The organism is Microcoleus vaginatus HSN003 (genome assembly GCF_022701255.1).
Lineage (GTDB): Bacteria > Cyanobacteriota > Cyanobacteriia > Cyanobacteriales > Microcoleaceae > Microcoleus > Microcoleus vaginatus_B.
Genome location: NZ_CP031705.1, coordinates 968,781 through 994,163, shown reverse-complemented (window position 1 = coordinate 994,163; position 25,383 = coordinate 968,781). Strand labels below are relative to the sequence as shown.

7 protein-coding genes, 3 pseudogenes and 3 CRISPR repeat arrays are annotated in these 25,383 nt (G+C 45.0%); of the genes and pseudogenes, 5 read left to right on the top strand and 5 right to left on the bottom strand.

Annotated elements, in window-relative coordinates; all coding sequences use genetic code 11:
* Positions 1 to 160 precede the first annotated feature (160 nt).
* Positions 161 to 2,641, bottom strand: coding sequence for a type I restriction endonuclease subunit R (locus tag D0A37_RS04145; protein WP_242721435.1), 2,481 nt, complete (start codon positions 2,639 to 2,641; stop codon positions 161 to 163).
* A gap of 143 nt (positions 2,642 to 2,784) precedes the next feature.
* Here D0A37_RS04145 and D0A37_RS04140 point away from each other — a divergent pair, with 143 nt between their 5' ends.
* Complete coding sequence (locus D0A37_RS04140) at positions 2,785 to 4,095, top strand: IS701 family transposase (RefSeq protein WP_242721432.1); 1,311 nt, start codon at positions 2,785 to 2,787, stop codon at positions 4,093 to 4,095.
* A 17-nt stretch (positions 4,096 to 4,112) separates the two neighbouring features.
* Here D0A37_RS04140 and D0A37_RS04135 read toward each other — a convergent pair.
* Positions 4,113 to 4,469: pseudogene (locus D0A37_RS04135) on the bottom strand (GTP-binding protein); the annotation flags it as partial.
* Between the two features lie 674 nt (positions 4,470 to 5,143).
* The gene (locus tag D0A37_RS04130) at positions 5,144 to 7,081 is read right to left on the bottom strand and encodes a heavy metal translocating P-type ATPase (protein ID WP_242721429.1); all 1,938 of its coding nucleotides are present in this window, start codon (positions 7,079 to 7,081) and stop codon (positions 5,144 to 5,146) included.
* Between the two features lie 437 nt (positions 7,082 to 7,518).
* Between D0A37_RS04130 and D0A37_RS04125 the strand changes: the two genes are divergently transcribed.
* The 4 genes and pseudogenes from D0A37_RS04125 to D0A37_RS04110 all read left to right on the top strand — a co-directional run bounded on the left by D0A37_RS04125 (position 7,519) and on the right by D0A37_RS04110 (position 14,528).
* The gene (locus D0A37_RS04125) at positions 7,519 to 8,619 is read left to right on the top strand and encodes a precorrin-8X methylmutase (protein ID WP_242721426.1); all 1,101 of its coding nucleotides are present in this window, start codon (positions 7,519 to 7,521) and stop codon (positions 8,617 to 8,619) included.
* 183 nt (positions 8,620 to 8,802) lie between these two features.
* Positions 8,803 to 10,074: a CRISPR direct-repeat array (repeat unit 37 nt; unit sequence GTTTCAATCCCTGATAGGGAGTTAGGTTAATTGCGGC).
* 107 nt (positions 10,075 to 10,181) lie between these two features.
* Positions 10,182 to 11,778, top strand: a pseudogene (locus D0A37_RS04120) (IS1182 family transposase).
* Positions 11,779 to 12,355: 577 nt separating this feature from the next.
* Positions 12,356 to 13,480 (top strand): IS630 family transposase, encoded by a 1,125-nt coding sequence (locus tag D0A37_RS04115; RefSeq protein ID WP_242721424.1) that lies wholly within the window; start codon positions 12,356 to 12,358, stop codon positions 13,478 to 13,480.
* Between the two features lie 92 nt (positions 13,481 to 13,572).
* Positions 13,573 to 14,528: pseudogene (locus D0A37_RS04110) on the top strand (IS630 family transposase).
* Between the two features lie 59 nt (positions 14,529 to 14,587).
* A CRISPR array of direct repeats spans positions 14,588 to 15,275; the repeat unit is 37 nt; unit sequence GTTTCAATCCCTGATAGGGAGTTAGGTTAATTGCGGC.
* Positions 15,276 to 15,436: 161 nt separating this feature from the next.
* Here D0A37_RS04110 and ltrA read toward each other — a convergent pair.
* Both ltrA and D0A37_RS04100 read right to left on the bottom strand, forming a co-directional pair.
* Positions 15,437 to 17,251 carry a group II intron reverse transcriptase/maturase gene (ltrA, locus tag D0A37_RS04105; RefSeq protein WP_242721422.1) on the bottom strand — a complete coding sequence of 605 codons (1,815 nt, stop codon included), beginning with the start codon at positions 17,249 to 17,251 and terminating at the stop codon, positions 15,437 to 15,439.
* A gap of 709 nt (positions 17,252 to 17,960) precedes the next feature.
* Positions 17,961 to 22,980: a CRISPR direct-repeat array (repeat unit 37 nt; unit sequence GTTTCAATCCCTGATAGGGAGTTAGGTTAATTGCGGC).
* 279 nt (positions 22,981 to 23,259) lie between these two features.
* Positions 23,260 to 25,377 (bottom strand): DNA-binding protein, encoded by a 2,118-nt coding sequence (locus D0A37_RS04100; RefSeq protein ID WP_242721419.1) that lies wholly within the window; start codon positions 25,375 to 25,377, stop codon positions 23,260 to 23,262.
* Between the last annotated feature and the right edge of the window lie 6 nt (positions 25,378 to 25,383).

The window sequence follows — 25,383 nt, the reverse complement described above, 5'->3', positions numbered from 1 at the left end:
CACTCTCGGCACAAAATAATTTGGGATGCTTATAGCATAAGACTTTTATCAAAAATCTTGATTTCCGCCATTCTGTTAGAAAATAAACGCTCAAATCCACGCTCTATCGACAGTTAAGGTTTGGCTCTCACTTTTATTTTCCCAGAGTGACAGAAGAGGGTTATGCAGCAGCCCGTGTAGAAACTTCTTCAAGAATAGAAAATAACTCATCTACCTGAGTCGAGGTAAATAATCCGTCTGGCCCCTGTGGCGTAATGTCGGTAAATGGGGATTCATAGAGGATTGCTGCATCCATTGCGCCATTTGCGGTTAAGTGATTCACAATCTTATCCACAAATTCAATCTGATTGGAGTTAAGATTTTTACCAGATATAAACCTCGCTAGTTCCTGCTTGGCTACCTCCCGATCGAGTCCTACTAAGGAACGGACGAATAAGCCTAACCCATGCGACTCTTCTTTTGCACGGTCTATATCCTCCTCTACGCCTAATTTGTTTTCTAGTAATATCTCCTCTAACTCCGATAGATCGGATGGAGTGAGCTGTTTGTTAGTTCGCAGCTTAAAAATAACCACATGATCTTGATGCGATCGCAAAAAAGCCCTGGTTTTAGCACGGAACTTCTCAAAATTATCTAATGCTGTAAAACCAGGCAACTCTACTATTATCTCATCCCCCATTACATCCTCAAAATCGGTGTAAATAGGTTGGCGTTTTTGTTTTTCAATCAGCTTTATTAATCCCCGTAGCCGTTTGCGTAACACCTCCAGCATTGGTAATGTCACATCTTGCCACCACTGATCGGTTTGTACATCCTGAATCAGGGCTAACTGTTCTTGCACGAAGGGAATGGCAGATTTCTCCTCTAACAACCCTGCAAGTGACTTCACCTGTTCTTGTAAACGCTTAAATGTAGAGTCAGAGCGCAGGATTGCTAATTGTAACTTCAGCATCAAAACATCAAATCTTTTTATTTCTTCTGTTTCTGTTTCCAATTGGGAGGGCAAACCAGCTATTTCTTGACTAAGTTCCATAAAATCATCGATCGATAGCGATGCCCATGCTGCGGAATTAGCATATTTCTCTACGAATCGTTGTTTATGTCGCACTATGAAATTTTCAGTATTCATAGCCGCCACTTCTGTATTGAGTAAATTGGCTAGTTCTTGGCGCAATTCTGTATCGGTACTGGGTTCTTTAGAGGCAGCTTGATACTCTGGAAGCTGGCTCAGTTTTGCTGGATTAATTGGTGAATTTCCCGGTTGTCTTTTATCTAGCTCTTCGATTAATTCTAATCGAGCGGTAAACAATTGCTGACCCAATGATTTAGTTATTGGTGCATTAACAGTCTCTGAGTTGTGTTGAAAAAACTCTAAATTTTGGCAATAATCAAACAGGTAAAAAAATTCTTTATCTTGCCCTAGCCCAAATAGGTCAGGGCATAGCCTCGTACCTCGTCCTATCATCTGCCAGAACTTAGTTTTGGAGCGAACAATTTTGAACAGCACCAGATTAACTACCTCTGACACGTCAATCCCAGTGTCGAGCATATCCACTGAGATGGCGATATGAGGTTCTTTATCTTTTTGGGAAAAGTTATCAATCAGGGTTTGAGCATAGGAGGTTTTGAAGGTAATGACGCGGGCAAACTCACCTTTAAGGTGGGGGTAGTTGACGTTGAACCGCTGAGCAATAAATTCTGCATGATCTTGATTTTTAGCGAAAATAATGGTTTTGCCGAGCCGATCGCCCCCAGCAACCTTTAATCCCCTAGTCATCAGACGCTCTAGCACCTTATCCACGGTATCTTTATTGAATAGCCATTTGTTGACTGCTTCTGCTTCTACGCGCTCAGGGGCATTACCTTCTGTGTCCCATTCAAGCGCATCCCATTCTTCTCTTTCTGCTTCAGAGAGTTCGCCATAATTAATGCCTTGTCGCTGGAACTTAAGCGGCACTGATACTGCTTTTAGGGGGACTAGATACCCATCTTTTACGGCATCTTCAAGCGAGTAAGCATCGGTAGGGACGCCATTTTCTAAGTCAAATAGTCCGTAAGTGTTGCGGTCAATTTCATCCTTTGGTGTAGCGGTTAGCCCTAGCAAGACAGAATCAAAGTAGTTGAAAATGGTACGGTATTTCTGGAAGACCGATCGGTGAGCTTCATCAATAATAATTAGGTCAAAATGCCCTACGCCAAAACGACGCTGACCGTCACGGGTATCATTAATTAATCCCATCATGGTTGGATAGGTGCAAGCAAATACTCGTCCTTCGGTATCTTTTTCTGTGACTAAGTTTACTGGCGCGGCATCCGGGAGATGTTTCTTAAATACATTGATTGCCTGATTTACCAAAGCTACACGATCTGCTAAAAATAGAACACGTTTAACCCAGTTACAACGCATCAGCAGATCGACTAAGGCGATCGCTGTTCTGGTTTTGCCTGCACCAGTTGCCATAACTATCAGGGCTTTGCGGTCTTTATCAGTCTCTAAGGCTTCGGTAATGTGGCGGATGGCACGAGTTTGATAATAGCGTTCGGCAATGGTAGGGTTAATTGTGCCTGCTGCTAAAGATTTACGGGTAGCTCGGCGCTGTATAAGTAATTGTAATTCCGTTTTTTTATAAAATCCTTGCACCTGTCGCGGTGGGTAATTAGTATCATCCCACAGCCAATGCTCGTAACCGTTAGAGTAGAAAATAACTGGACGCTGATTAACCCTCTTTTGTCACTCTCGTGGTAGTATAAGCAGTGACACACCCCAAAAGCATTGCCAGTCCTATGGTAGAGCCTCGTAAACCAGTACCCACAGTCAAATTTATAGATGAATACTGTCAAATTTACCAAAACATATTTCCAGAAGTTAGGAGCTTTGAAGCTTTTAAGTACTTACATATCGGTATGATATCGGACATAAAACGCAAAACACTACCATCAATAGCGAAAGTTATAGGGCTAGATAATCATCAAGGATTACACCATTTTTTAACACAATCACCTTGGGATGTACAAGAATTAAGTCAGCAACGATTAGAATTAATATTATATGTACTTCAAGGGCGCCCAATAGTACTAATAATTGATGAAACCGGAGATAAAAAAAAGGGGGATGCGACTGATTATGTAAAACGACAGTACATTGGAAATTTAGGTAAAACAGATAATGGTATCGTTGCAGTTACAGCGTATGGTGTTTTATCTGGCATGACTTTTCCTCTATTATTTGAAGTTTATAAACCTAGAGAAAGACTGCAACCAGGAGATCAATACCTAACTAAACCTGAAATTGCAGCGAAAATGATCAAACAATTGCGTGCGATGGGATTTAAATTTAATCTTGTCCTAGCAGATAGTTTATACGGAGAGAGCAGTAAAAATTTTATTCAAATACTAGATGAATTGAATCTAAATTTTATTGTGGCAATTCGCTCTAACCACAAAGCATGGGGAGTTACAGACGCGAAAGTCAAATATTCAGAGTGGCAAAGATTCAAACGTGTCTTCTCTGATTTAAGCTCGGAAGACAGATATATAAGAGAGATTATTTGTGGTGATAATCCGGAAATTAAATATTGGCAAATCACAACTGATAAAGAGGAGCTTCCCAAAAACACTACTTGGTATGTAATGAGTAAATTTCCCAACATTACACCCAGAGAAGTAGGTAATTTTTATGGTTTAAGAACTTGGGTAGAATATGGTTTGAAGCAAAGTAAAAACGAATTAGGATGGGCAGATTTTCGCTTAACTAATTATCCACAAATAGAAAAATGGTGGGAAATTATTTTTAGCGCTTATTTGATGGTTAGCCTCCACTCTGAACAACTGCTAAAATTACCACCACAATCTGAATCTAATTTTTCATCACATCCTTGGTGGGATAAAGGAAAGGGGTGGAAGAATATTCTTAACAACCTCCGTTTAATACTTCAACCATTTGTACTATTTAACTTTATTAAACCTTGGCTACAAGTTTTTACTGTTCCTAAGTTATCCGAGGGCTTTTTTAAGCTTCAAATGCTTGTCAATAATTTAACTCGTTCAATTTTTCAAAACCTCAATATCCCTTATGGCAAGTTTTCCTCTGCGTAGAGTGACAAAAGAGGGTTAAACAGGGGTGCGAGGGTTAAAGTGCGATCGGCAACGGGTTCGCAAACAATTATCGCCGCATCCACACCAATCAGCGCATTGTAAGTTTCTTGGACAAATTCTATCGAGCCCGGACAGTCGAGAAATGTGAAGCGGACGCCTTCATATTCAGCGGTGGCGGCGTTTACTTCTACGCTCATTTGGCGATCGCGTGCTTCCGGCGAACTATCACCTATTGTGTTGCCATCTTTGACATTTCCTTTGCGGGTAATTGTCCCTGTCACCGACAGCAAACTTTCCAGCAGTGCGGTTTTACCGCTTAAATAAGGGCCAACAATTGCAACGTTCCGCGTAGCCCCAATGACTTTGTGGTTCATAAAAAACCTCGGTAAGTGGGAAACTCATAGTCTTCATACCTGAGAGGAAAACGACCCGGGGGACTTTAGTCAAGAGTGAATCCCCTTGAGGGGCTGGAGGGGTATGGTTGCCCCTCCGATGGAGATATGGTTGTCTCCTTTCTCCCTTGCGGGGTAATGTTCGCCTCGACCTGGTTATAAAGGCTTGTTAGACCTGCAACACTGTTTCAGTGACTTTAAAACTGTTTAATTGCAGATGACAGAGCGGAAAACTGGCGTCGCATTCTCCGGTGTCGTGACCTAAATAACGGCTCCTCTTACGAGGGGTCTGGTCAGTACAGCTTGCGAGAGATTTCTCGCGACCAACCTCAGTGTCTAGTTGACCTGAGTTACTGACATTGCCTCCAACAGAAAACTTGTTTTTAATTGCTCTTGGTGCAATCAATTAAATATCATTTTCTAGGCTTTCCCCAGGTGAATTTCTATTGCTGTCTAGAGCAATTTCAGATTTTGGTATGATTCACTACTTTTGACCCTAGCGTGTTTTGAGTCACAAAACACAGATTGTATTTTTTCTTAATATTTTGATTTTTCAACCGCCGATGAACACGGATCAGATTCTCGTTCCCAGGTTCTACCTGGGAACGCATTTCCAGAGGCTCTGCCTCGATTAAATCGCGGTTTTTTCGTGTTATCTAATTTCTCAGCAGTCGCAAACCGCTTAAGGTTACTATTACTGTAGAGCCTTCGTGACCGATGACGCCGAAAGGCATGGTGATATTTCCGAAAAAATTAGCCGCCAATAACAGCACAATGCAACTGAGTGCAAAAACAATGTTTTGTTTGACAACTTTTTGAGCGCGGCGGCCTAAACTAATTGCTTTAGCTAGTTGCTCTAACTTATCTGTTATTAATACGATATCAGCAGTTTCTAAAGCAACATCGCTGCCGGAAATCCCCATCGCAATGCCCACGGAAGCTTGAGCGAGGGCGGGGGCGTCGTTGATGCCGTCTCCCACCATTGCTACAGTTTGATACTGGGTTTGCAGTTGTTTAATTGCCTGCACTTTGTCTTCTGGCAAAAGTTCGGCGTACACTTCATTGATGCCTAATTGGCGGGCGATGTGTTGAGCTGTTTGCTCGTTGTCGCCGGTTAGCATAATTATATGTTCTACGCCTAATTTTTGCAAGCGTTTTACCGTGGCTGCTGCTTCGGGGCGGAGGGTATCTGCTACTGCAATGATTCCCAAAAGCCGTAGCACGGGCGAGGGCCCGACGCCATCGCTCTTTGCCACCCAAACAACTGTTTTACCTTCGGCTTGCAACTGCTGGCTGATTTGAGTCAATTCGGAAGTTGCTTCGACAAATTCGGCTTTACCAATGGCAATGATTTGATTGTTGACTTTGCCGACAATTCCTTGACCAATTTTTGCTTGTACATCGGTAGCGGTTGACAATTGTAACTGTTGCTGGTGGGCGGCGCTGACAATTGAAGAGGCGATCGCGTGTTCGGAATGAGCTTCTAGGGCTGCAGCCAATTGCAGAACTTCTGTTTCAGTATATCCGGCTGCTGGTACAATTTGGATAACTTCAGGTTTTCCCGTGGTGAGAGTTCCGGTTTTGTCAAAGGCGATCGCCCTGACTTTACCAATCATCTCTAATTGCGCGCCACTTTTAAACAAAATCCCCTGTCTCGCCCCATTAGCAATTCCCGAAAGCAGCGCCGGCATAATCGAAGCCATCAGCGCGCAGGGGGATGCGACTACTAGGAAAATCAGCGCCCGATAGATTGTCTCTTCCCAATTCCAGCCCAAAACAAAGGGCGGCAAAGTTGCCAGCAGCAAGCCTAAACCGACAATTAATTTGGCATAACCGCGCTCGAATTTTTCCACAAACATTTGAGAAGGCGGCGCTGCTGTTTGCGCTTCTTGAACCAGCCGAATCACTCGCTGAATCAAGCTGCTTTCTGGAGTTTTATGAACTTCGAGTTTCAGCGCGCCGACACCGTTAATTGTACCTGCATAGACTTCATCGCCCTTGGTTTTTTCCACGGGCATCGATTCGCCGGTAATCGAGGCTTGATCGATCGCACTGTAGCCTTCAATAATTATCGCATCTGTGGGGATGATTTCTCCGGGCTTGACTAAAATGTAATCGCCAATTTCCAATTTGTCGATCGCAACGAACCGTTCCCCGCCGTACATTACCACCCTAGCAGTATCCGCAGTCAAACTCATCAAACTGCGGATGCTGCGTTCAGTCCGCTGCATAGCATAACCTTCAAGCGCGCCGCTAATTGCAAAGATTAAAATCAACACCGCACCGTCAACAATTAAATGATATTCTTGCCGCCATAGCCCCAAACCGGCCGCGCCCAAAGCAGCGACAATCATTAACAAATCTACATCTAATTCGCGTTCTTGAAAAAGCGTAGTTAAGCCTTCGCGGGTACTGGAATAGCCGCCGATAACATAAGCCGCAGGTAAGATGAATACGGCTAAACCCAGCCAGCCGAATTGCAGGGCTAGCGAACCCAAGATTACTAGAATTCCGCACAGGGCGGCAGTTAAAGCGTCGGGATGTTCTGCGGCGAGGCGCCAGAGGCGAGAGATTGGGAGGGAATTGGGAGTCATTGGGGAAATTTGATTTGGTAGAATGACTCCTTTACCCTAAACCTTGACATTAATGTCAATGTCAAGAGTGAAACCAAAATAAATCCAGCATCAACTCGCCCTTCGTTGAGTCCCAGAGTCCGACAGGGAATGAATTCCCTGTCTCATAGCGCAAGTCCTCTGAAAGAGGATTGAAGATAGCTGAGAATTGAATTTAATCTTTCCGTCGGTTTTAACTGAGATGTTGCACCATTCTCAAGAACAGGCAAGATGCCTGTTCCACAATAAAATTGATCTCTTGTGGAACAGGCATCTTGCCTGTTCCTAAACAAGTAATTGATATTGGTGCAAAATGTGAGCTTTAACCGACTTCTGCTATGAGACGGGGAATTGATTCCTCGGCGGACTGTGGCTGAATTCGAGAACCAAATATAGAATCCCAAAATTCCCAAAATCCCATGCAAGAATACCTGACAATCAAACAACTTACAGAAGCGGTAAAAGGCACAATTACCCCTCGGATGGTGCGACATTATCACGCTTTGGGGCTGCTATCTCCGGCCGTGCGATCGACTTCTAACTACAGACTGTACACCCGCAGCGATGTGCAAAGACTGCAAAGAATAGTCGCACTCAAGCAGCAAGGCTTTCAACTGTCTCACATCCGCAAACTATTAGAAACAGACGCGGATGCTTCGCCTGACGCGCTGATGGCGACTCTGCAACGGCAATATCTGTCGGTTATTCAGCAAATTGTTCGCCTCAGAGAAACGGCATCAGCGCTGGAAGGATTGCTGGGACGGGATATTTCCTGTCAAGCGGTGCAAGCGGACGCCCTGGCGCAATTAAGGCTGTTGCAGGCGGAAACTGAGGGGGGGTTGGATGAGTTGGAACAACTTTGGGAGGGTTGGGATGCGGGGGCGCACACTCACCCGGAGGATTTTGGGGAGTCGTTGCAGCATTTATTGCCGGATTTGCGCGATCGCTCGGAAATTGAGGTAGACTTGCTTTCTAAACTGGTGTTAGCCTGCGGTGATTGTTCGCTGCTGCCATTTGTGAAGTTGAGCGAAACGGCGATTAAATCGGCGCGGGAAGCTTTGAAAAATCAGTGTCAAATTGTGGCTGATGTGCCGCCTGTTTTTGCGGCTTTGGATGGGACTAGATTGGCGCATTTGGGAACAAGTATTGCAACTTTAATTGATGATCCGCACATCAATGCTGCGGCGGAAGCGGAACAAGAATTCTGGCAGCAGGGTGAGTGGTTTGAAAAGTTGTTGAAACTGGAAAAGGGATGTATATTAGTGATAGGATATGCGCCGTCTGTGCTGATGGCGGTTTGCGAGGCGATCGAGAGTGGGCAACTGCAACCGGCTTTGGTAATTGGTATGCCGATCGGTTTTAGTCATTCTCCGGTGGCGAAACGGCGGTTAGTGCGATCGGGGGTTGCTTATATTACGACTGTCGGCACTTTTGGCGGCGGGTTGTTGGCGGCGGTTGCTTTGAATGCTTTGGTTGAGTCTTTGATTGAAAAGCCGAATTGTCATTGTCATCTTAAGTGAAGATGGGATTTAGGTTTATTGTGGCTTAATTTGTTTTTTGCTCTTTTATTCGTTTCAATCCCTGATAGGAAGTTAGGTTAATTGCGGCTCAGAAGGAGTCAGGAGTCAGGAGTCAGGAGTCAGGAGTCAGGAGAAGAATACCCTCTTTCCTCCTGTCTCCTCCTCTCCTGAATACTTCCGAAGGTTTCAATCCCTGATAGGGAGTTAGGTTAATTGCGGCGTGCTGGAACTTTCTCGCATGGAGGAAGCTTTTAGCGTTTCAATCCCTGATAGGGAGTTAGGTTAATTGCGGCGCTCAACCCCTTTGGGGGAGTTATTGACCAGCTAATCGTTTCAATCCCTGAGAGGGAGTTAGGTTAATTGCGGCTTTAATCGGGTGATAAACCCCCGGCGAGCTGAATATAGTTTCAATCCCTGATAGGGAGTTAGGTTAATTGCGGCCACATGGGTTATGGTGACCTCGATCCAAACCAAAGAGTTTCAATCCCTGATAGGGAGTTAGGTTAATTGCGGCCTGTAGGTATCCCGGTTAATGCAGCAGATTCTGTTTCAATCCCTGATAGGGAGTTAGGTTAATTGCGGCTTTTTGTCGATTCGGTAATCACGCCGATGGACTCCGTTTCAATCCCTGATAGGGAGTTAGGTTAATTGCGGCGTGGAAGTGGTGGCCCGGCTGCTGGCAGTGGTATCTCGTTTCAATCCCTGATAGGGAGTTAGGTTAATTGCGGCACATAGTTTTGCTGAGTTTGAGCCTTGTAAACCTCGTTTCAATCCCTGATAGGGAGTTAGGTTAATTGCGGCTTAAAGGCGGCGGCCAAGATTCAGAAATCAAAATACGTTTCAATCCCTGATAGGGAGTTAGGTTAATTGCGGCGCTTCTCACGCTGCTGTTGCCGCCACTAAAGCTACGTTTCAATCCCTGATAGGGAGTTAGGTTAATTGCGGCGCGGCACGGCTCGCGGCGGTGAGTATTACCGATTGTCTTACAAGGTTTCAATCCCTGATAGGGAGTTAGGTTAATTGCGGCTTTTCGCGCGGGGTTGAGTTCCAGGAGCTTGAGCGCCACGTTTCAATCCCTGATAGGGAGTTAGGTTAATTGCGGCACAAAGTAACTTTCTAATGTGCCCAGGGCTGCGTTTCAATCCCTGATAGGGAGTTAGGTTAATTGCGGCTATCGAATCAGGTGAAGTAGGCATTAAATCCAAGTTTCAATCCCTGATAGGGAGTTAGGTTAATTGCGGCCTTCGGAGGCTTCACCGTAAGCGTACCATTGAAGTTTCAATCCCTGATAGGGAGTTAGGTTAATTGCGGCTTTGTGAAAGCTGGCATAGCGAGTATGCCGGTGTTGTTTCAATCCCTGATAGGGAGTTAGGTTAATTGCGGCGCGGAATCATTGAAAGGGCAACCGAATGGATTGTGTTTCAATCCCTGATAGGGAGTTAGGTTAATTGCGGCTACTAGGGCGTCGGTACAGTATTAGACATTGACAAAACCGGGTAGATATGATAAGTGAAGTGAGGAGCCTGTTAAATTCTCACCATCAGGAAGAAAGAAAAAACCCTATGCGTCCTCCCTTATGGCATCCTCCAATTGAACTATCAGACCATGAAGAGTTGATTATCAAACGCATCAAAAGAGCCAAGCTATTCACGTTTCTTCGACTCAACCGTTCATTCATATTTAATGATGAGTTTCAAGACGAACTCGCTACAATTTTTAAAGACAGCACAGTGGGTCACAGCCCAGTTCCTCCTGCACAACTTGCCTTGGCAATTATTCTACAAGCATATTTGGGGATTTCTGATGATGAAGTAATTGAAGAAATGCTGATGGATCAACGTTGGCAGTTAGTTCTCGATTGTCTCAAGTGTGAAAGTCCCCCTTTCAGCAAAGCCACTTTGGTTAGATTCAGAAAGGGCTTAATTAAAAAAGAACTGGACCAACGTTTAATTGACCGCACCGTAGAGATTGCCAAACAAAAAGGTGGGTTTGGCTCATCTCAACTCAAAGCTGCCTTAGATTCCTCCCCTTTATGGGGAGCCGGGAAAGTCGAAGATACATATAATCTATTGGGTCATGCTTTGCGTAAAGCAGTGAGTGTGATAGCTGCTGGACAGGGGCGGGAGTCAGCAGAAATTGCCGATGAAGCCGGTGCGCCCATCCTCAATAGTTCTAGCTTAAAAACGGCATTAGATTTGAACTGGGATAATCCAATCGAGCGTCAAAAGGCACTCTCAATCATCCTAAACAGCTTAGATTCGGTAGAAGAATGGATGCAAGGTCAGTCTCATTGTCATGGGTTTGACCTCGCCCAAGAGACCCTCAATGTTGCCCGAGTCATTGAATCCCAAAATGTGACATTAGACTCTCAAGGAGTTCCTACTCTAAGCAAAGGGGTAGCAAAAGACCGTCGAATTTCTATTGAAGACCCAGATATGCGGCATGGACGGAAAAGCCAGTCTAAAAAAATAGATGGGTATAAACGCCACGTCCTTAAAGATTTAGATAGCGGTGTAGTTTGCGCGGTGGCATTGAAGGAGGGCAAATACTCCCGAATCTGCTGCTACACTTGACCTAGAACGTGACTTAAGACTCCAAAATATTCACCTAACTGAGTTACATATTGACCGGGCTTATTTATCTAGTCATTGGGTCATACAGCGGGATAAGCAATTAAAGATATTTTGCAAGGCGTGGCCGGTCAGAAATTCTGGCCGGTTTGATAAAAATTCCTTTTTCCTGGATTGGGATACGCATTTAATGAGTTGTCCCAATCAAGTAAGCATCCCATTTGAACCAGGAAAAGTTGTTCATTTTCCTCCGAGTGAATGTGCAATTTGTCCTCTGAGATCCGACTGCACAAACAGTAAAAGAGGACGTAGTGTATCAATTCATCCTGATGAAGCTTTAATGCAAGAGTTGCGAGCGCGTCAATCTACTGCCTCTGGTCGTCTCGACTTGAGAAGGCGTACTACAGTTGAACACTCTTTAGCCCATATTGGTCATTGGCAGGGAGACCGTGCCCGGTATCTTGGACAACGGAAAAATCTCTTCGATTTACGTCGAGTCGCTGTTGTCCATAACCTCCATGTCATTGCTCGAATATCTAAGGTTTTGCCAATTCAACCGGGCATAGAGTCGAACTCATTGGCCGGCTAGTTGCATACATCTCTTTTGTTGTCAACTCCTAATACTGTACCGATGCCCTAGATGCTGGTGCGCGGCAGGTGCAACCGATTTGTTTCAATCCCTGATAGGGAGTTAGGTTAATTGCGGCAGTCATTGTTTTTTAGCTTTAGTTAGGTTTGTTTGCGTTTCAATCCCTGATAGGGAGTTAGGTTAATTGCGGCTGCACTAGCTTTGTTGGCTTCTTGCCGAGCCTTTGTTTCAATCCCTGATAGGGAGTTAGGTTAATTGCGGCTTGGGAGTTGCACCTAGTAGCGGATAAATATCTTCTGTTTCAATCCCTGATAGGGAGTTAGGTTAATTGCGGCCTGGTTTCCGTCAAGTAAAACCTGTTCAAATTGCGGTTTCAATCCCTGATAGGGAGTTATAGCCTTTCTCAGAAAGATGAGGTATGATGTTACTGACACTCACTCGTGAGGGTCAAACAGAGAAGATAAGATCAAATGAACTATAATTACATGGTTGAGTAAAGCCACGCGAAAGCGATAAGCTGATACGCAGCTAGATTGTATAATATAAATATAAAATAAGCGATAATTAGTTATAATGTATGCCAGCCAAAAACCATCTATCTCAAAATCAAAAACAGAGACTCATTAAACTATTAAAAGAGTCTGAGGATAATTATGTGAGGGAAAAAGTTCTAATCTTATTGCTAATAAATGACGGAAAAAGTTATCAACAAATCAGTGAATTCATGGAGATTGCTTACACAACGGTAGCTTATTGGTCAGTTCATGGCGACCCAGATAATTTGGATAGTTTTTTAGATAAAAGAAGCCAAGGTAATTTTCGCAAAGTCACTCCAGAGTATGAAAAAATATTGATAGATACAATCGATAAAGCTCCGGCAGAATATGGATATGAATTTGGGAGATGGACGGCAGCCAGACTAGCAACATATTTAGAAAAAGTCACAGGAATTAAATTGAGTGGTTCCCAAATATCCAGGATATTACATAAAAAAAAATACGTTTACATTTGGGCTAAATATAGTTTAGAGGACAAACAAAATCCCGTTGAAAGAGAAGTATTTAAACAGAAGCTATCCGAGTATTTAAAAATAACAAAACAAACCCCAGAGCTTTTACAGGTATGGTTTTGGGACGAAAGTGGATTTAGCTTGCGAGTGATAAGAAGAAAAACTTGGGGTAAAAAAGGTAGTCGAAAAAAAATCACAGGTCAAAGGAGAAGAGGCAGAGTAAATATCATGGGTGGATTGAGATATTATGACAAAAAAAGGTTAAATTTTGTTGTCATAAAAAAAGGAGACTCGAATACGTTTTATGAGCAAATTAATGCCTTAAATGATTCGATTGTCCAAGAATGGAGAGAACTGGGTAATCAAGCTGAAAGTTTTGCCGAATCAGGAATAAAGATTGTAATTATTTTAGACAATGCTAGTTTTCATAAAAAGAAAGATATTCTGAGCCAAATATCAGCCGAAATGCCTCATATTATTTTAGAATTTTTGCCACCTTACAGCCCCGATTATAATTTGATTGAATTGGTCTGGCATTCAGCGAAAGAATATATAGCACATCGACTGTTTAAGTCAGTAGAAGAATTGTCAGAATTACTACATAGATTATTAAATGAAGGAGAAATGGTTATCAAATGGGAGCGAAAAATCAAAAATAAAGGCAATGCTATTTTATCCGGTTTAGCTGCGTAGCAGCTTACCACACATAATAGCATTTTTTTGAAAGCACACGATGCTTGACTCACAACACGTTTACTTGTACCAAACTTCATACATTGTTAAAAATGAAAGCTTATTCGATTGATTTTAGGCAAAAAATCCTTGATACTTATCATACTGAACCCATTTCACAAAAAGCAATAGCTAAGCGTTTTTCTGTAGCCCTGAGTTTTGTACAAAAATTGCTTAAACAATATCGTGAAACAAAAAACATTACTCCGAGAACTGACCGATGTGGAGTCAAAGGCAAACTGAATGCGGAGCAACTACTCATCTTGGCGGAATTGATTGAAGGAAATAATGATGCAACTCTTGAAGAACTCCGTTATTTACTTTATGGGAGAATTGGATTTTCTGTTAGTAGAGCAACAATAGGAAGAATGATAAAACTCTTAGACATTACTGTCAAAAAAAACTCTCTTCCCTTCAGGGAAAGGGACAGAGCGAGTTCAAATCCTGCGATGTGAGTTCTGGAAAACAATTAAAGAGATTAGTTTGAAAGACTTAATATTCATTGACGAATCGGGAGTTAATTTGGCAATGGTTAGGTTATATGCTAGGTATGCAAAAAGGTGAAAGAGCCAAGGGGTCAAAACCAACTAAACGTGGCAAAAATGTCTCAATAATTGGAGCAAGGTCAGTCAATGAGATTTTGACATCGGTTAATCTAATAGGCGGAACTGATGCAATTACATTTGAAGCTTTTATTATCAGAAAACTTGTGCCAAAACTCTGGAAAGGTGCTTGTGTAGTGATGGATAATTGTCCCATTCACTTGGGAGAAGAAGTGAAAAAAGCGATCGAAAAAACAGGGGCAAAATTAATATACTTATCACCTTATTCACCAGATTTTTCACCAATTGAAAATCTGTGGTCAAAACTTAAAATCATTCTCCGTTCTATCAAGACTACTAATTATCAAGAATTAGGAAAAGCCATAGATTTTGCGTTCGGACAAGTTACATCGTCAAATATTTTTAACTGGTTTACACACTGCTGTTATTGTACCTCATCTTTTTGAGAAAGGCTATAGGTTAATTGCGGCGCAGCTTGAGCGCGGGTCTACAGTCACCAATCTATGTTTCAATCCCTGATAGGGAGTTAGGTTAATTGCGGCGCACCGCTGCCACTTCTTTCTCCCAAAGTCATGGTTTCAATCCCTGATAGGGAGTTAGGTTAATTGCGGCATTTCTTCTCCTCGGTGGTGGGTTTGGAAAAGGAGTGGGTTTCAATCCCTGATAGGGAGTTAGGTTAATTGCGGCAAGTGAAGTCATCCCTAGATAGCGACATCATGGTAGTTTCAATCCCTGATAGGGAGTTAGGTTAATTGCGGCGTTAAAGTCAGCCATTGTCTCGCCTGGTGGCAGGTTGTTTCAATCCCTGATAGGGAGTTAGGTTAATTGCGGCATATTATTTCCCGATTGTAGCACGACATCCTGCAAGTTTCAATCCCTGATAGGGAGTTAGGTTAATTGCGGCATTGTTAGGGTGTATTCTGTCGCAGCGGTATAAGTGTTTCAATCCCTGATAGGGAGTTAGGTTAATTGCGGCTTGTGTGTGCGGTGTTTTGCGCTGCTAGCTTGCAGTTTCAATCCCTGATAGGGAGTTAGGTTAATTGCGGCCAAGCAAAATGCGTTCAGGGATGTTTCCTTTCCTGTTTCAATCCCTGATAGGGAGTTAGGTTAATTGCGGCTTAAAATCCAGACTTGGGTTTCTAAGTCCCAAATTTGGGTTTCAATCCCTGATAGGGAGTTAGGTTAATTGCGGCCCTACACTGTCAACTTGCCTAACCCGTTCAATAAGCCTGTTTCAATCCCTGATAGGGAGTTAGGATTAAAGTCAGTGAAGGAGTCGCCCCCTCCACTGCTCTCCAAAACGGAACGTGATAGTTTCCCATCATTCCGCTCCTCAATAAAACGGCTGTTGTCATCAGTACGTCATTACCAACATATCGTTTTCCCAAACCCAAAGGCTTGGTTCCACTGGTGGCTTAGGTTTAGCACTTTTACAGCTAGATTTGTTACCGAGACTGCCATCATTGGCGGTCTTTGTGTCGTGGCAATGTCGATGAAGTAGCTGCCAATTATCATAAGATTCCTTTCCACCTTTCGATTTAGGGATGATGTGGTCAACTTCTATCGAATCTCCATCTTTAAAGTAGTTATCGCAGTGGGTGCATTTCCCTTTTTGTCGCTTGAGTAATTTAGACACTCTTACGGGTATTTCGGGGTGTACTCCCATCCTTGAACTCCAATATAACCAGTCACCGTCGTAGGGGGAGGCTTTTCCTTTTACCTTTACATAGCGTTTTATTTCCGTGGAGCTATGTTGTATTAGCTTTAGAAGATTATTACCTTCTCCGGTTGCGAACACCCAGTTATCGCCTTCTACGGTTTTGAAGTATTTAAGGCGTATCCACCCTCTACCTTTGTTCCTGTGCCGATGACGACCCCATTTGAGGAGCTTCCAAACCACTAAGTGCCACAGCCTTTCAAATACTTTCTGGCTGACGACTGTTGAGAAGTAGTTACACCAACCCCTTATAATAGGATTGAGATTCTTAATTAAAGTCGCTTGATTTGAGCCACGCGATTTGTTTATTACTTCTACAACTTTTCTGTAGTGCCTTTTCTGACTTTCCTTGCTGGGGGTGATAATAGTCTTAAATCCGAGGATTTTACCCTTGACTCTGCCTGAATTGTGGTTCCCAACGGGGAATTGCTTGACGTTGAATCCTAGGAAGTTGAATCCAGGTTGTTCATCATCTAATTTGTTCAGGGTGTGGGCTAATCTTGTCTTACTCGGTTTTAGTTCTAACCCAATGCCACTTAACCACTTCTCTATCTCTAGTTTGCACAGTTTTACGACTTCTAAATCCTCATGAAGGACTACAAAATCGTCTGCGTATCTTATCAATGAAATCGATTTCAGCTTATCTCTTACACCCAATTGAGTGTTGTCGGGTCGCTTCATGTCGAATTTTGGGGCTAAACCCATAATCAATTCCTCAATCCCATGTAAGGCGACATTAGCGAGTAGAGGTGAAATCACCCCACCCTGTGGTGTACCTTCATCAGTTGGGAACAGCTTGTTTCCATCCATAACACCAGCTTTTAACCAAGCTCGGATTTGTCTCCGTAGGGTAGGATAAGTATTCAATTTCTTGAGAAGTGCATCGTGATTAATGCGGTCGAAGCACTTGGCAATGTCGGCATCCAGCACATATTTGGCTTTATACCTAATTGCGTTAAATATTGCTCCTACTGCATCGTGGCATGAGCGCCCAGGTCTAAACCCGTATGAGTTGGGTTCAAATCGCGATTCCCACTCTGGCTCTAACACCAGTTTGACTAACGCTTGCAAAGCTCGGTCTTCCATTGTCGGTATTCCTAAAGGTCTTTCCTCATCTGTCCCTGGTTTGGGTATCCAAACTCGGCGTGTTGGCTTAACCTTAGAACCCAATGATATTTTGTTTATCAAGGTGAAACGTTGCTTTGGGGTCAGCGATTTTACACCGTCCACGCCTGCCGTCTTCTTGCCTTGATTGTCCTGAGTTACCCGACGAACCGCTAGTGCTTTTGCTGCCCAAGAACTTATCAACAGTTTCTGGAGTCTGCGTACTAGCTTGACATCACCACGATTAGACGCTTGATATATCCGTTTTTGCAACTTAAAGACGTTACGTTCTAGCTTTCGCCAGTTGATATCGCTCCATTCATACATCGGTTTTATTACCGTGTTCATGACATTTACATTGCTACTTGTAGCTATATCATCCGTATTACCGTGAGTCTGTTAGCATATCCTTCACTATTACAGTGAGGCGTTGGCTTCTGACTCAATCTCTACCACCTGTTACCTGGAAGTCCAGATGTTTCGTCTTAGCTGACTGCTCGAAGTATTCGACCTCTCCGAGAGTAATCAGGTGGGTTACTTCGTTCCTCATAACCATTGGTATGTTCCGTTAGGATGTCACCTCTTCACCGAGTTTTTAGGTAACGTAGGTATGTCGATAAAAATCCTCATACCACCTTCTACTAATGCCCTTTTGGGACTTCCAGCGCATAAAGCCTTATTTCGCTGGTTCGCCGTAACGGTGATTCAGGCAGTGACTTCGCTTTTGCTATCCGTAGGAACTTGCTCACGGGATACCACTTTTAGGCTAGTAGTTCTTTCCGCTTTTATCTCCGCTTCACCGATTGATGGCTAGTCTCTACAGTGGGAGATATGCTTTCACCTCTACGTCTGAGGGGCAGGACTTACCGTTTTCTAGGATACTAACGTTCACCTGCAAGGTTATGAAGTTATCATCTACAAGGGATTAAAGTGCGAACTCAATCCTCATGGATTACCCTGTAGAAGCCAGTCATCCCCCGATTTCGCGGTTTCGACTGAACGAATCGCACTTAATTGCGGCGTTATGTCGCTCCTAGCCCAGAAATTGAAGTTCTAGGTTTCAATCCCTGATAGGGAGTTAGGTTAATTGCGGCTTTGACCACCGAAGGGCGCACTTACCTAAGTTAATGAAAAATTCGGGGTTTCAATCCCTGATAGGGAGTTAGGTTAATTGCGGCGAGAAGGCTTTAAATAATTTAGCCCTCATTTTTGGTTTCAATCCCTGATAGGGAGTTAGGTTAATTGCGGCGCTGAGCAGATGCGAGTAAGTGAAATCCTATGTCGCGTTTCAATCCCTGATAGGGAGTTAGGTTAATTGCGGCCTTTAGTGCTCATAATCACGATGGAGGCTAACTAATATCAGTTTCAATCCCTGATAGGGAGTTAGGTTAATTGCGGCTCCGGCTTCTGGTAAATTTGAAATCCAGAAATTCGTAGGTTTCAATCCCTGATAGGGAGTTAGGTTAATTGCGGCTAGAAATATTTTTCCATTCAGGTTTCATTATGGTAATTTTTGTTTCAATCCCTGATAGGGAGTTAGGTTAATTGCGGCGATTTACGTACCGCCTGGTATGGAAAAGGTAGTAGTTTCAATCCCTGATAGGGAGTTAGGTTAATTGCGGCACTGTTCGCGGTTCAATCCCGCTCAATCGAGGGATGTTTCAATCCCTGATAGGGAGTTAGGTTAATTGCGGCTAATTGCAAGGCTTTAAACGCGCTTAAGTTTCAGTTTCAATCCCTGATAGGGAGTTAGGTTAATTGCGGCCCTTGATCGAATAATTCGCTCGCTCGTGTCGGGAGACGCGATCACGTTTCAATCCCTGATAGGGAGTTAGGTTAATTGCGGCCCGCGACAGTAAGCCGCCATTTATCCAACAGTTACCGCATGGGTTTCAATCCCTGATAGGGAGTTAGGTTAATTGCGGCAAGTACGCGATCGAAAAGGCTTTTCATCACTCGGAGTTTCAATCCCTGATAGGGAGTTAGGTTAATTGCGGCAAGAAGCACAACAAATCACAGAGGAAATCCGCTCTGTTTCAATCCCTGATAGGGAGTTAGGTTAATTGCGGCCCTCCAAAATATCGCTCGCCCTTGGGAGAATTCGTTTCAATCCCTGATAGGGAGTTAGGTTAATTGCGGCAGAACGTAAATCTCGGCGATCGTTCCTCAAGCACTATTACTACGTTTCAATCCCTGATAGGGAGTTAGGTTAATTGCGGCCTTGGGGTACTCAATACCCTAGTCCACGTGGATCTAGATGGGTTTCAATCCCTGATAGGGAGTTAGGTTAATTGCGGCGTGTTAGGTGGGTTTGGCTACGCACTCGATGAGTTTCAATCCCTGATAGGGAGTTAGGTTAATTGCGGCCAGGCACACTGCTAGTAAATTACCTCGTCGGTCAAGGTGGATGTTTCAATCCCTGATAGGGAGTTAGGTTAATTGCGGCCTAGCGGCCCACGGGGCAAGACCGGCCGAAAAGTTTCAATCCCTGATAGGGAGTTAGGTTAATTGCGGCCAGGATTTGTTCGGCTTCCTGACGCCGTTGTTGCTCGCTGTTTCAATCCCTGATAGGGAGTTAGGTTAATTGCGGCCAGGCTCTCAATTTTCCCAGCCGTTCCTCCAGCGCCGCTAGTTTCAATCCCTGATAGGGAGTTAGGTTAATTGCGGCGGGTGTCGCGCCGAAATTGGCATAATTATTTAGCTCCAGTTTCAATCCCTGATAGGGAGTTAGGTTAATTGCGGCCCGGTGAGGACTGGGAGAGTATCCATTGTGTTGGTGTTTCAATCCCTGATAGGGAGTTAGGTTAATTGCGGCAATATCGGCATTGGTCACTATGGGCGGAACTGCACTGGTTTCAATCCCTGATAGGGAGTTAGGTTAATTGCGGCTCGCATTACCGATGGGTCACATCGTTGCGTGCTTCTCAGTTTCAATCCCTGATAGGGAGTTAGGTTAATTGCGGCTTCAGTAGCGCGGTTTTCTGCCTTTTCTAAGCCGTTTCAATCCCTGATAGGGAGTTAGGTTAATTGCGGCTAAATACTAGAGCTTGATATTCCATGCGATCGTTTCAATCCCTGATAGGGAGTTAGGTTAATTGCGGCTCTTGATTATCTGCTAAGCCCCTAGTGCCGTTTGTTTCAATCCCTGATAGGGAGTTAGGTTAATTGCGGCATAGATCGGATTCTGGTAAAGCTTTTTTGGTCATTTTGTTTCAATCCCTGATAGGGAGTTAGGTTAATTGCGGCATTATCGCCCGCCACAGTAACGTTACTGTTGTCAAGTTTCAATCCCTGATAGGGAGTTAGGTTAATTGCGGCCTGTTGTCAATAACAGTGTTTGGGAAACGCATATGTTTCAATCCCTGATAGGGAGTTAGGTTAATTGCGGCGGGCGCGATCGCTCCTCAAAAATAGATTTGGTAGTTTCAATCCCTGATAGGGAGTTAGGTTAATTGCGGCGAAAAAGTTGCCTCTTGTACTCGTTCTCACTTTGCTGTTTCAATCCCTGATAGGGAGTTAGGTTAATTGCGGCATCGGGATTGTAAAATGTTCCATTTCCAGGCGACTTGTTTCAATCCCTGATAGGGAGTTAGGTTAATTGCGGCTTAATCGCTTCTAGTTTATACATTGGTTTATCGGAGTTTCAATCCCTGATAGGGAGTTAGGTTAATTGCGGCTCAGTGGCTCTACTGCTATCCCGACTCTTGGGCGTGGGTTTCAATCCCTGATAGGGAGTTAGGTTAATTGCGGCGCAGTTGTTTGAGTTCACTGGCACTTATCACGAGTTGCGTTTCAATCCCTGATAGGGAGTTAGGTTAATTGCGGCAGATAACTGGCGTCGGTCAACATTCCTGTTTCAGTTTCAATCCCTGATAGGGAGTTAGGTTAATTGCGGCTCCTGTATCACGCGCACGCGCAATCTTTACTTGATTATATAGAGTTTCAATCCCTGATAGGGAGTTAGGTTAATTGCGGCAAGCTCGCTGCACATCAACCCGAATCCGCCTCAAAGTTTCAATCCCTGATAGGGAGTTAGGTTAATTGCGGCTTTAAAGAATCAGAGTTTCGTGTTTCTTACTTTGTTTCAATCCCTGATAGGGAGTTAGGTTAATTGCGGCTTTTCTAACCAATTCAACTTAAAAGGGTCATCCGGCAAAGTTTCAATCCCTGATAGGGAGTTAGGTTAATTGCGGCGCCGGCACCGATCGCACAGGCAACAGCGCCGCCAAGTTTCAATCCCTGATAGGGAGTTAGGTTAATTGCGGCTTCAGTGTTTCCAGCACTGGGTAGTTGGGCATATCAAGTTTCAATCCCTGATAGGGAGTTAGGTTAATTGCGGCCCTGTATCCAGTTAAGGAAGTGGCTTGAAGCTCGAGTTTCAATCCCTGATAGGGAGTTAGGTTAATTGCGGCAAGAATCATTTACATAGGCAGAGCTACCGATTTAGTTTCAATCCCTGATAGGGAGTTAGGTTAATTGCGGCGAAAAGCGGCGGGTAGTCGAGCCAAAGCAAGGGTTTCAATCCCTGATAGGGAGTTAGGTTAATTGCGGCTCTCGTTTTCCTCAACTAATTTCTTAGCAAGATTCCCCGCAGTTTCAATCCCTGATAGGGAGTTAGGTTAATTGCGGCCAAACTTTCAGCAACAAACGACGGCAGCCACGCGATCGTTTCAATCCCTGATAGGGAGTTAGGTTAATTGCGGCGCTTTTGGTCAAGTTCAGCGCGGTGAACTTTTCCTCATGTTTCAATCCCTGATAGGGAGTTAGGTTAATTGCGGCCCGATCGCCGGATGGATGGATGAGAAAGTCATCATCAGTTTCAATCCCTGATAGGGAGTTAGGTTAATTGCGGCTTAGAGCCGCTAACCCCTACCCTGCAACTCGCACATGTTTCAATCCCTGATAGGGAGTTAGGTTAATTGCGGCGAGCAAATATCTAGCAAGCAAAGGCTATTTAGTAGATCAGTTTCAATCCCTGATAGGGAGTTAGGTTAATTGCGGCTTAAAGCCTTAGTCCTAATCCCTAAATTTTGCGTTTCAATCCCTGATAGGGAGTTAGGTTAATTGCGGCCCCTCAAAATGTTTCCGATCGCGCATCCACAAAAGTTTCAATCCCTGATAGGGAGTTAGGTTAATTGCGGCAGTTACAGACACCGGGTTACAGATTAAGTTAGGTGTTTCAATCCCTGATAGGGAGTTAGGTTAATTGCGGCTCGAGTATGATCGAATGATCAACTATGTTGTCAGCCTTAGTTTCAATCCCTGATAGGGAGTTAGGTTAATTGCGGCGCTGGCAGAGGATGCCGAGATTGAGGAATGGAAGTTTCAATCCCTGATAGGGAGTTAGGTTAATTGCGGCGATAACTTTTCTCGCAGCGTCGGGAGTTAGGGATGGTTTCAATCCCTGATAGGGAGTTAGGTTAATTGCGGCAATCTCCTCAAGCTTTGCTATAGTCATCTCTGTTTCAATCCCTGATAGGGAGTTAGGTTAATTGCGGCCAGAGGAAGGCAGAAACTCTCGATTAGTAATTGAAGTTTCAATCCCTGATAGGGAGTTAGGTTAATTGCGGCCTCAAGGTTGTCGCTGTCGAGTTAGCAATTGCACTGTTTCAATCCCTGATAGGGAGTTAGGTTAATTGCGGCATAAAATTAACACTGGTCTTAGACCTCCACCATGAGTTTCAATCCCTGATAGGGAGTTAGGTTAATTGCGGCGGAATTTGTTGGTAGGCACTTGAGAAGTCTATCGCGTTTCAATCCCTGATAGGGAGTTAGGTTAATTGCGGCATTCTGAATTCGCTAAAGGCGATATGGGTATTTATGTTTCAATCCCTGATAGGGAGTTAGGTTAATTGCGGCAATCTTAGTACCACCCAAACAACCATTTTCAACCATGTTTCAATCCCTGATAGGGAGTTAGGTTAATTGCGGCGCTGAGCCAACACTGTATTGGTTCCGTTACTTCTTAAGTTTCAATCCCTGATAGGGAGTTAGGTTAATTGCGGCCAAGAATGTTCCCGCAAATGGCAATCGCTAGTAGGTTTCAATCCCTGATAGGGAGTTAGGTTAATTGCGGCCGCCCGTTCCAGAAGCTTTGCTGTATTTGGTTTTCAAGGTTCAGTTGCGTCTACGTAAAACAAAAGTACCATTTCAGCCTTCGACTTGTCAATACCCAAATTTTCAGACAGCCCTCAAACCCTTATCCTGCATAAATTTCAGCGATTGCGTCTAGCATTTTATTGGTTGAAGTGCCTCTAACCCTTACAGGATCTACATTATAGCCCCAAAATTTAACACCTCGATTTTTACAGCTACTCATAGACGCATTTTCCACCCAAAAACACACATCAACCGAATCACCACTTGCCCAAAGCCCCCCAAACAGTACCCGAAACCACCCCCCAAATCGCCCCCAAACCAGCCCCGACGATCGCCCCCGCCACAGGCCCCAACTCCACCGGCACAGGCGCGCTGGCAGCCGGAAATATCGCAGACACCACCGCCCCCAACACAGCACCTGCAAAAGTCCCCAAAAAACTACCCCAAATCGCCCCCAAAGTCCCACCATTTACACCCGAAGGCTGAAACGAAATCGGCAACTTCGGCGCAAACCCGCACAAACCCAACAAACCCCCAGAAACCACACCTCCAACAGAACCGACACCAGCCGCCACGATCGCCACACCCAGCAACAAACGCGCAAACTCATCCACCGGCCGCATCTGGACACCATACTGCTGCCAAACCACCAGCCCAGCCCCCAAAAAAACACCAGCCAGAGTCCCCACAAACGAGCCCCAGACCGCCCCCAAATACCCTCCCCGTCGGCCCCACACCCTCCCCACCGGCAGCGCCAGAGGAGGCCGAAAACTCGCCCAAACACAGCCCCAGACAGCACCAACCACCGCCCCAGCCAAAATCCTCTCCCCGATTCCCGGAGTGCTATTAATCGCCCCAAACACCGCACCGCCGATCGCCGCCAACAAAAAAGCCCCCCAAGCCGCCCCCACCAAAACTCCGCCCCACTTCCGCCAAATCTGATTCGGCGGCAAAGTAAAAACCCCCCACATCACCCCAAAAAAACAGCCCCAAATCGTACCAACAAAAATCGCCCCCAAAATAGCGCCGCCGCCCTCAGCTATTACCGAATAAATCCCCCCGATCGCCGCCAAACACAAACTACCCCAAACACCTCCCCAAGCAGCATCCTGAAAAATGCGCTCAAACTTGCCCACGGGAAGCCGAGGCGCAGGAGTCCGACTCCGAGAAGACATCGGCATCGGTAGCAACGGCACTGCGTACTGGCCGAGGGGGCGCGACAGCCCCGTGGAGGGCTGTTGCCGACGCACTGCGGGTTGGGTCACGACGGGCGGTGGTTGGGGCTTTTTACGCTTGATTTTCGCCGGCTGCAAGTGCAATCCGTTGCTGACTGCTTGCCGCGAAGGAAACGGATCGCGACCTTTGAGGAGTTTTGCCCGATCGCACCAAGGGCAGCGACTGAGATGATTTCCGTATTTATGCTGACTATTTTTACTGCAAGTTACCAAAGCCTCTTCCGCTTCCCGAATCGCATTCACCCAAGTTTTCGCATCCGGGCGCGCCGCAGGATTGCCGTGCCCTTCCTCAAAACAGCGGATAAACATCTGCCGCAGTCGCGGATGCAGCATCTCAAAAGGAGGCGCTGCCGGCATTGGGCGGTAGGGAATCCGCTTCGTACCTGTAGGGAAATGGCCTGATCGAATTCTCGCTTCCAAAGGCGGTGGTTCATCGCTACCGAGATAAACTCCCGAAAACGGGTGCGTACCTTCCATCAGCAATTGAAAAATTAATACCGCTAAACCGAACAAATCGTGCTCTGGAGATCGATCGATATCGCGGAAAGTCTGGCCCTGCAACTCCGGCGGCGTAAACTCGGGTTTCCCCACGGGACACCGATAAACGTAACCCGTATAAGGATCACGCACTTGAAACGAATCCGTGTCTACCAGCGTTACCAACGCCGTATCCGTCACAAGAATGTTCGACTCGTTTACGTCGCCGATGACGTAACCCCTGACGTGGAGGGCATTTACAGCCGAGGCGAGATTTCTGGCGGTACGGTGGAGGTAAAGATAGCTAAATAGCGGTTTTTGTTCGCGCCTGGTTTTGGGAGTGTAGAAAGTGTGTACCGGCATCACTTTGTTGACGCGCGGCATCACAAAACCGACAATTTTTTCTCGCCCGCCGACAGTATGCAGCAAATCGATCGGCCAAGCAATGGAAGCGTGCCCCGGTTCTGCGATCGGCGCATCCGGCGGCATACTGAACATGACTGTGAGTTTGTCGCCGTCTTCGTCTGTCGGTTTGTGGTAGATTTTTGCTACAAGGGACGAGTCTTGGGCGATCGGGTAGATGCGACCTTCACCCCCACTGGCGATCGCGGTTTTGGTGTCGATCGCAATCAGTTGTCCGCTAAATTGGCGCTGCAACTGCATAGAATT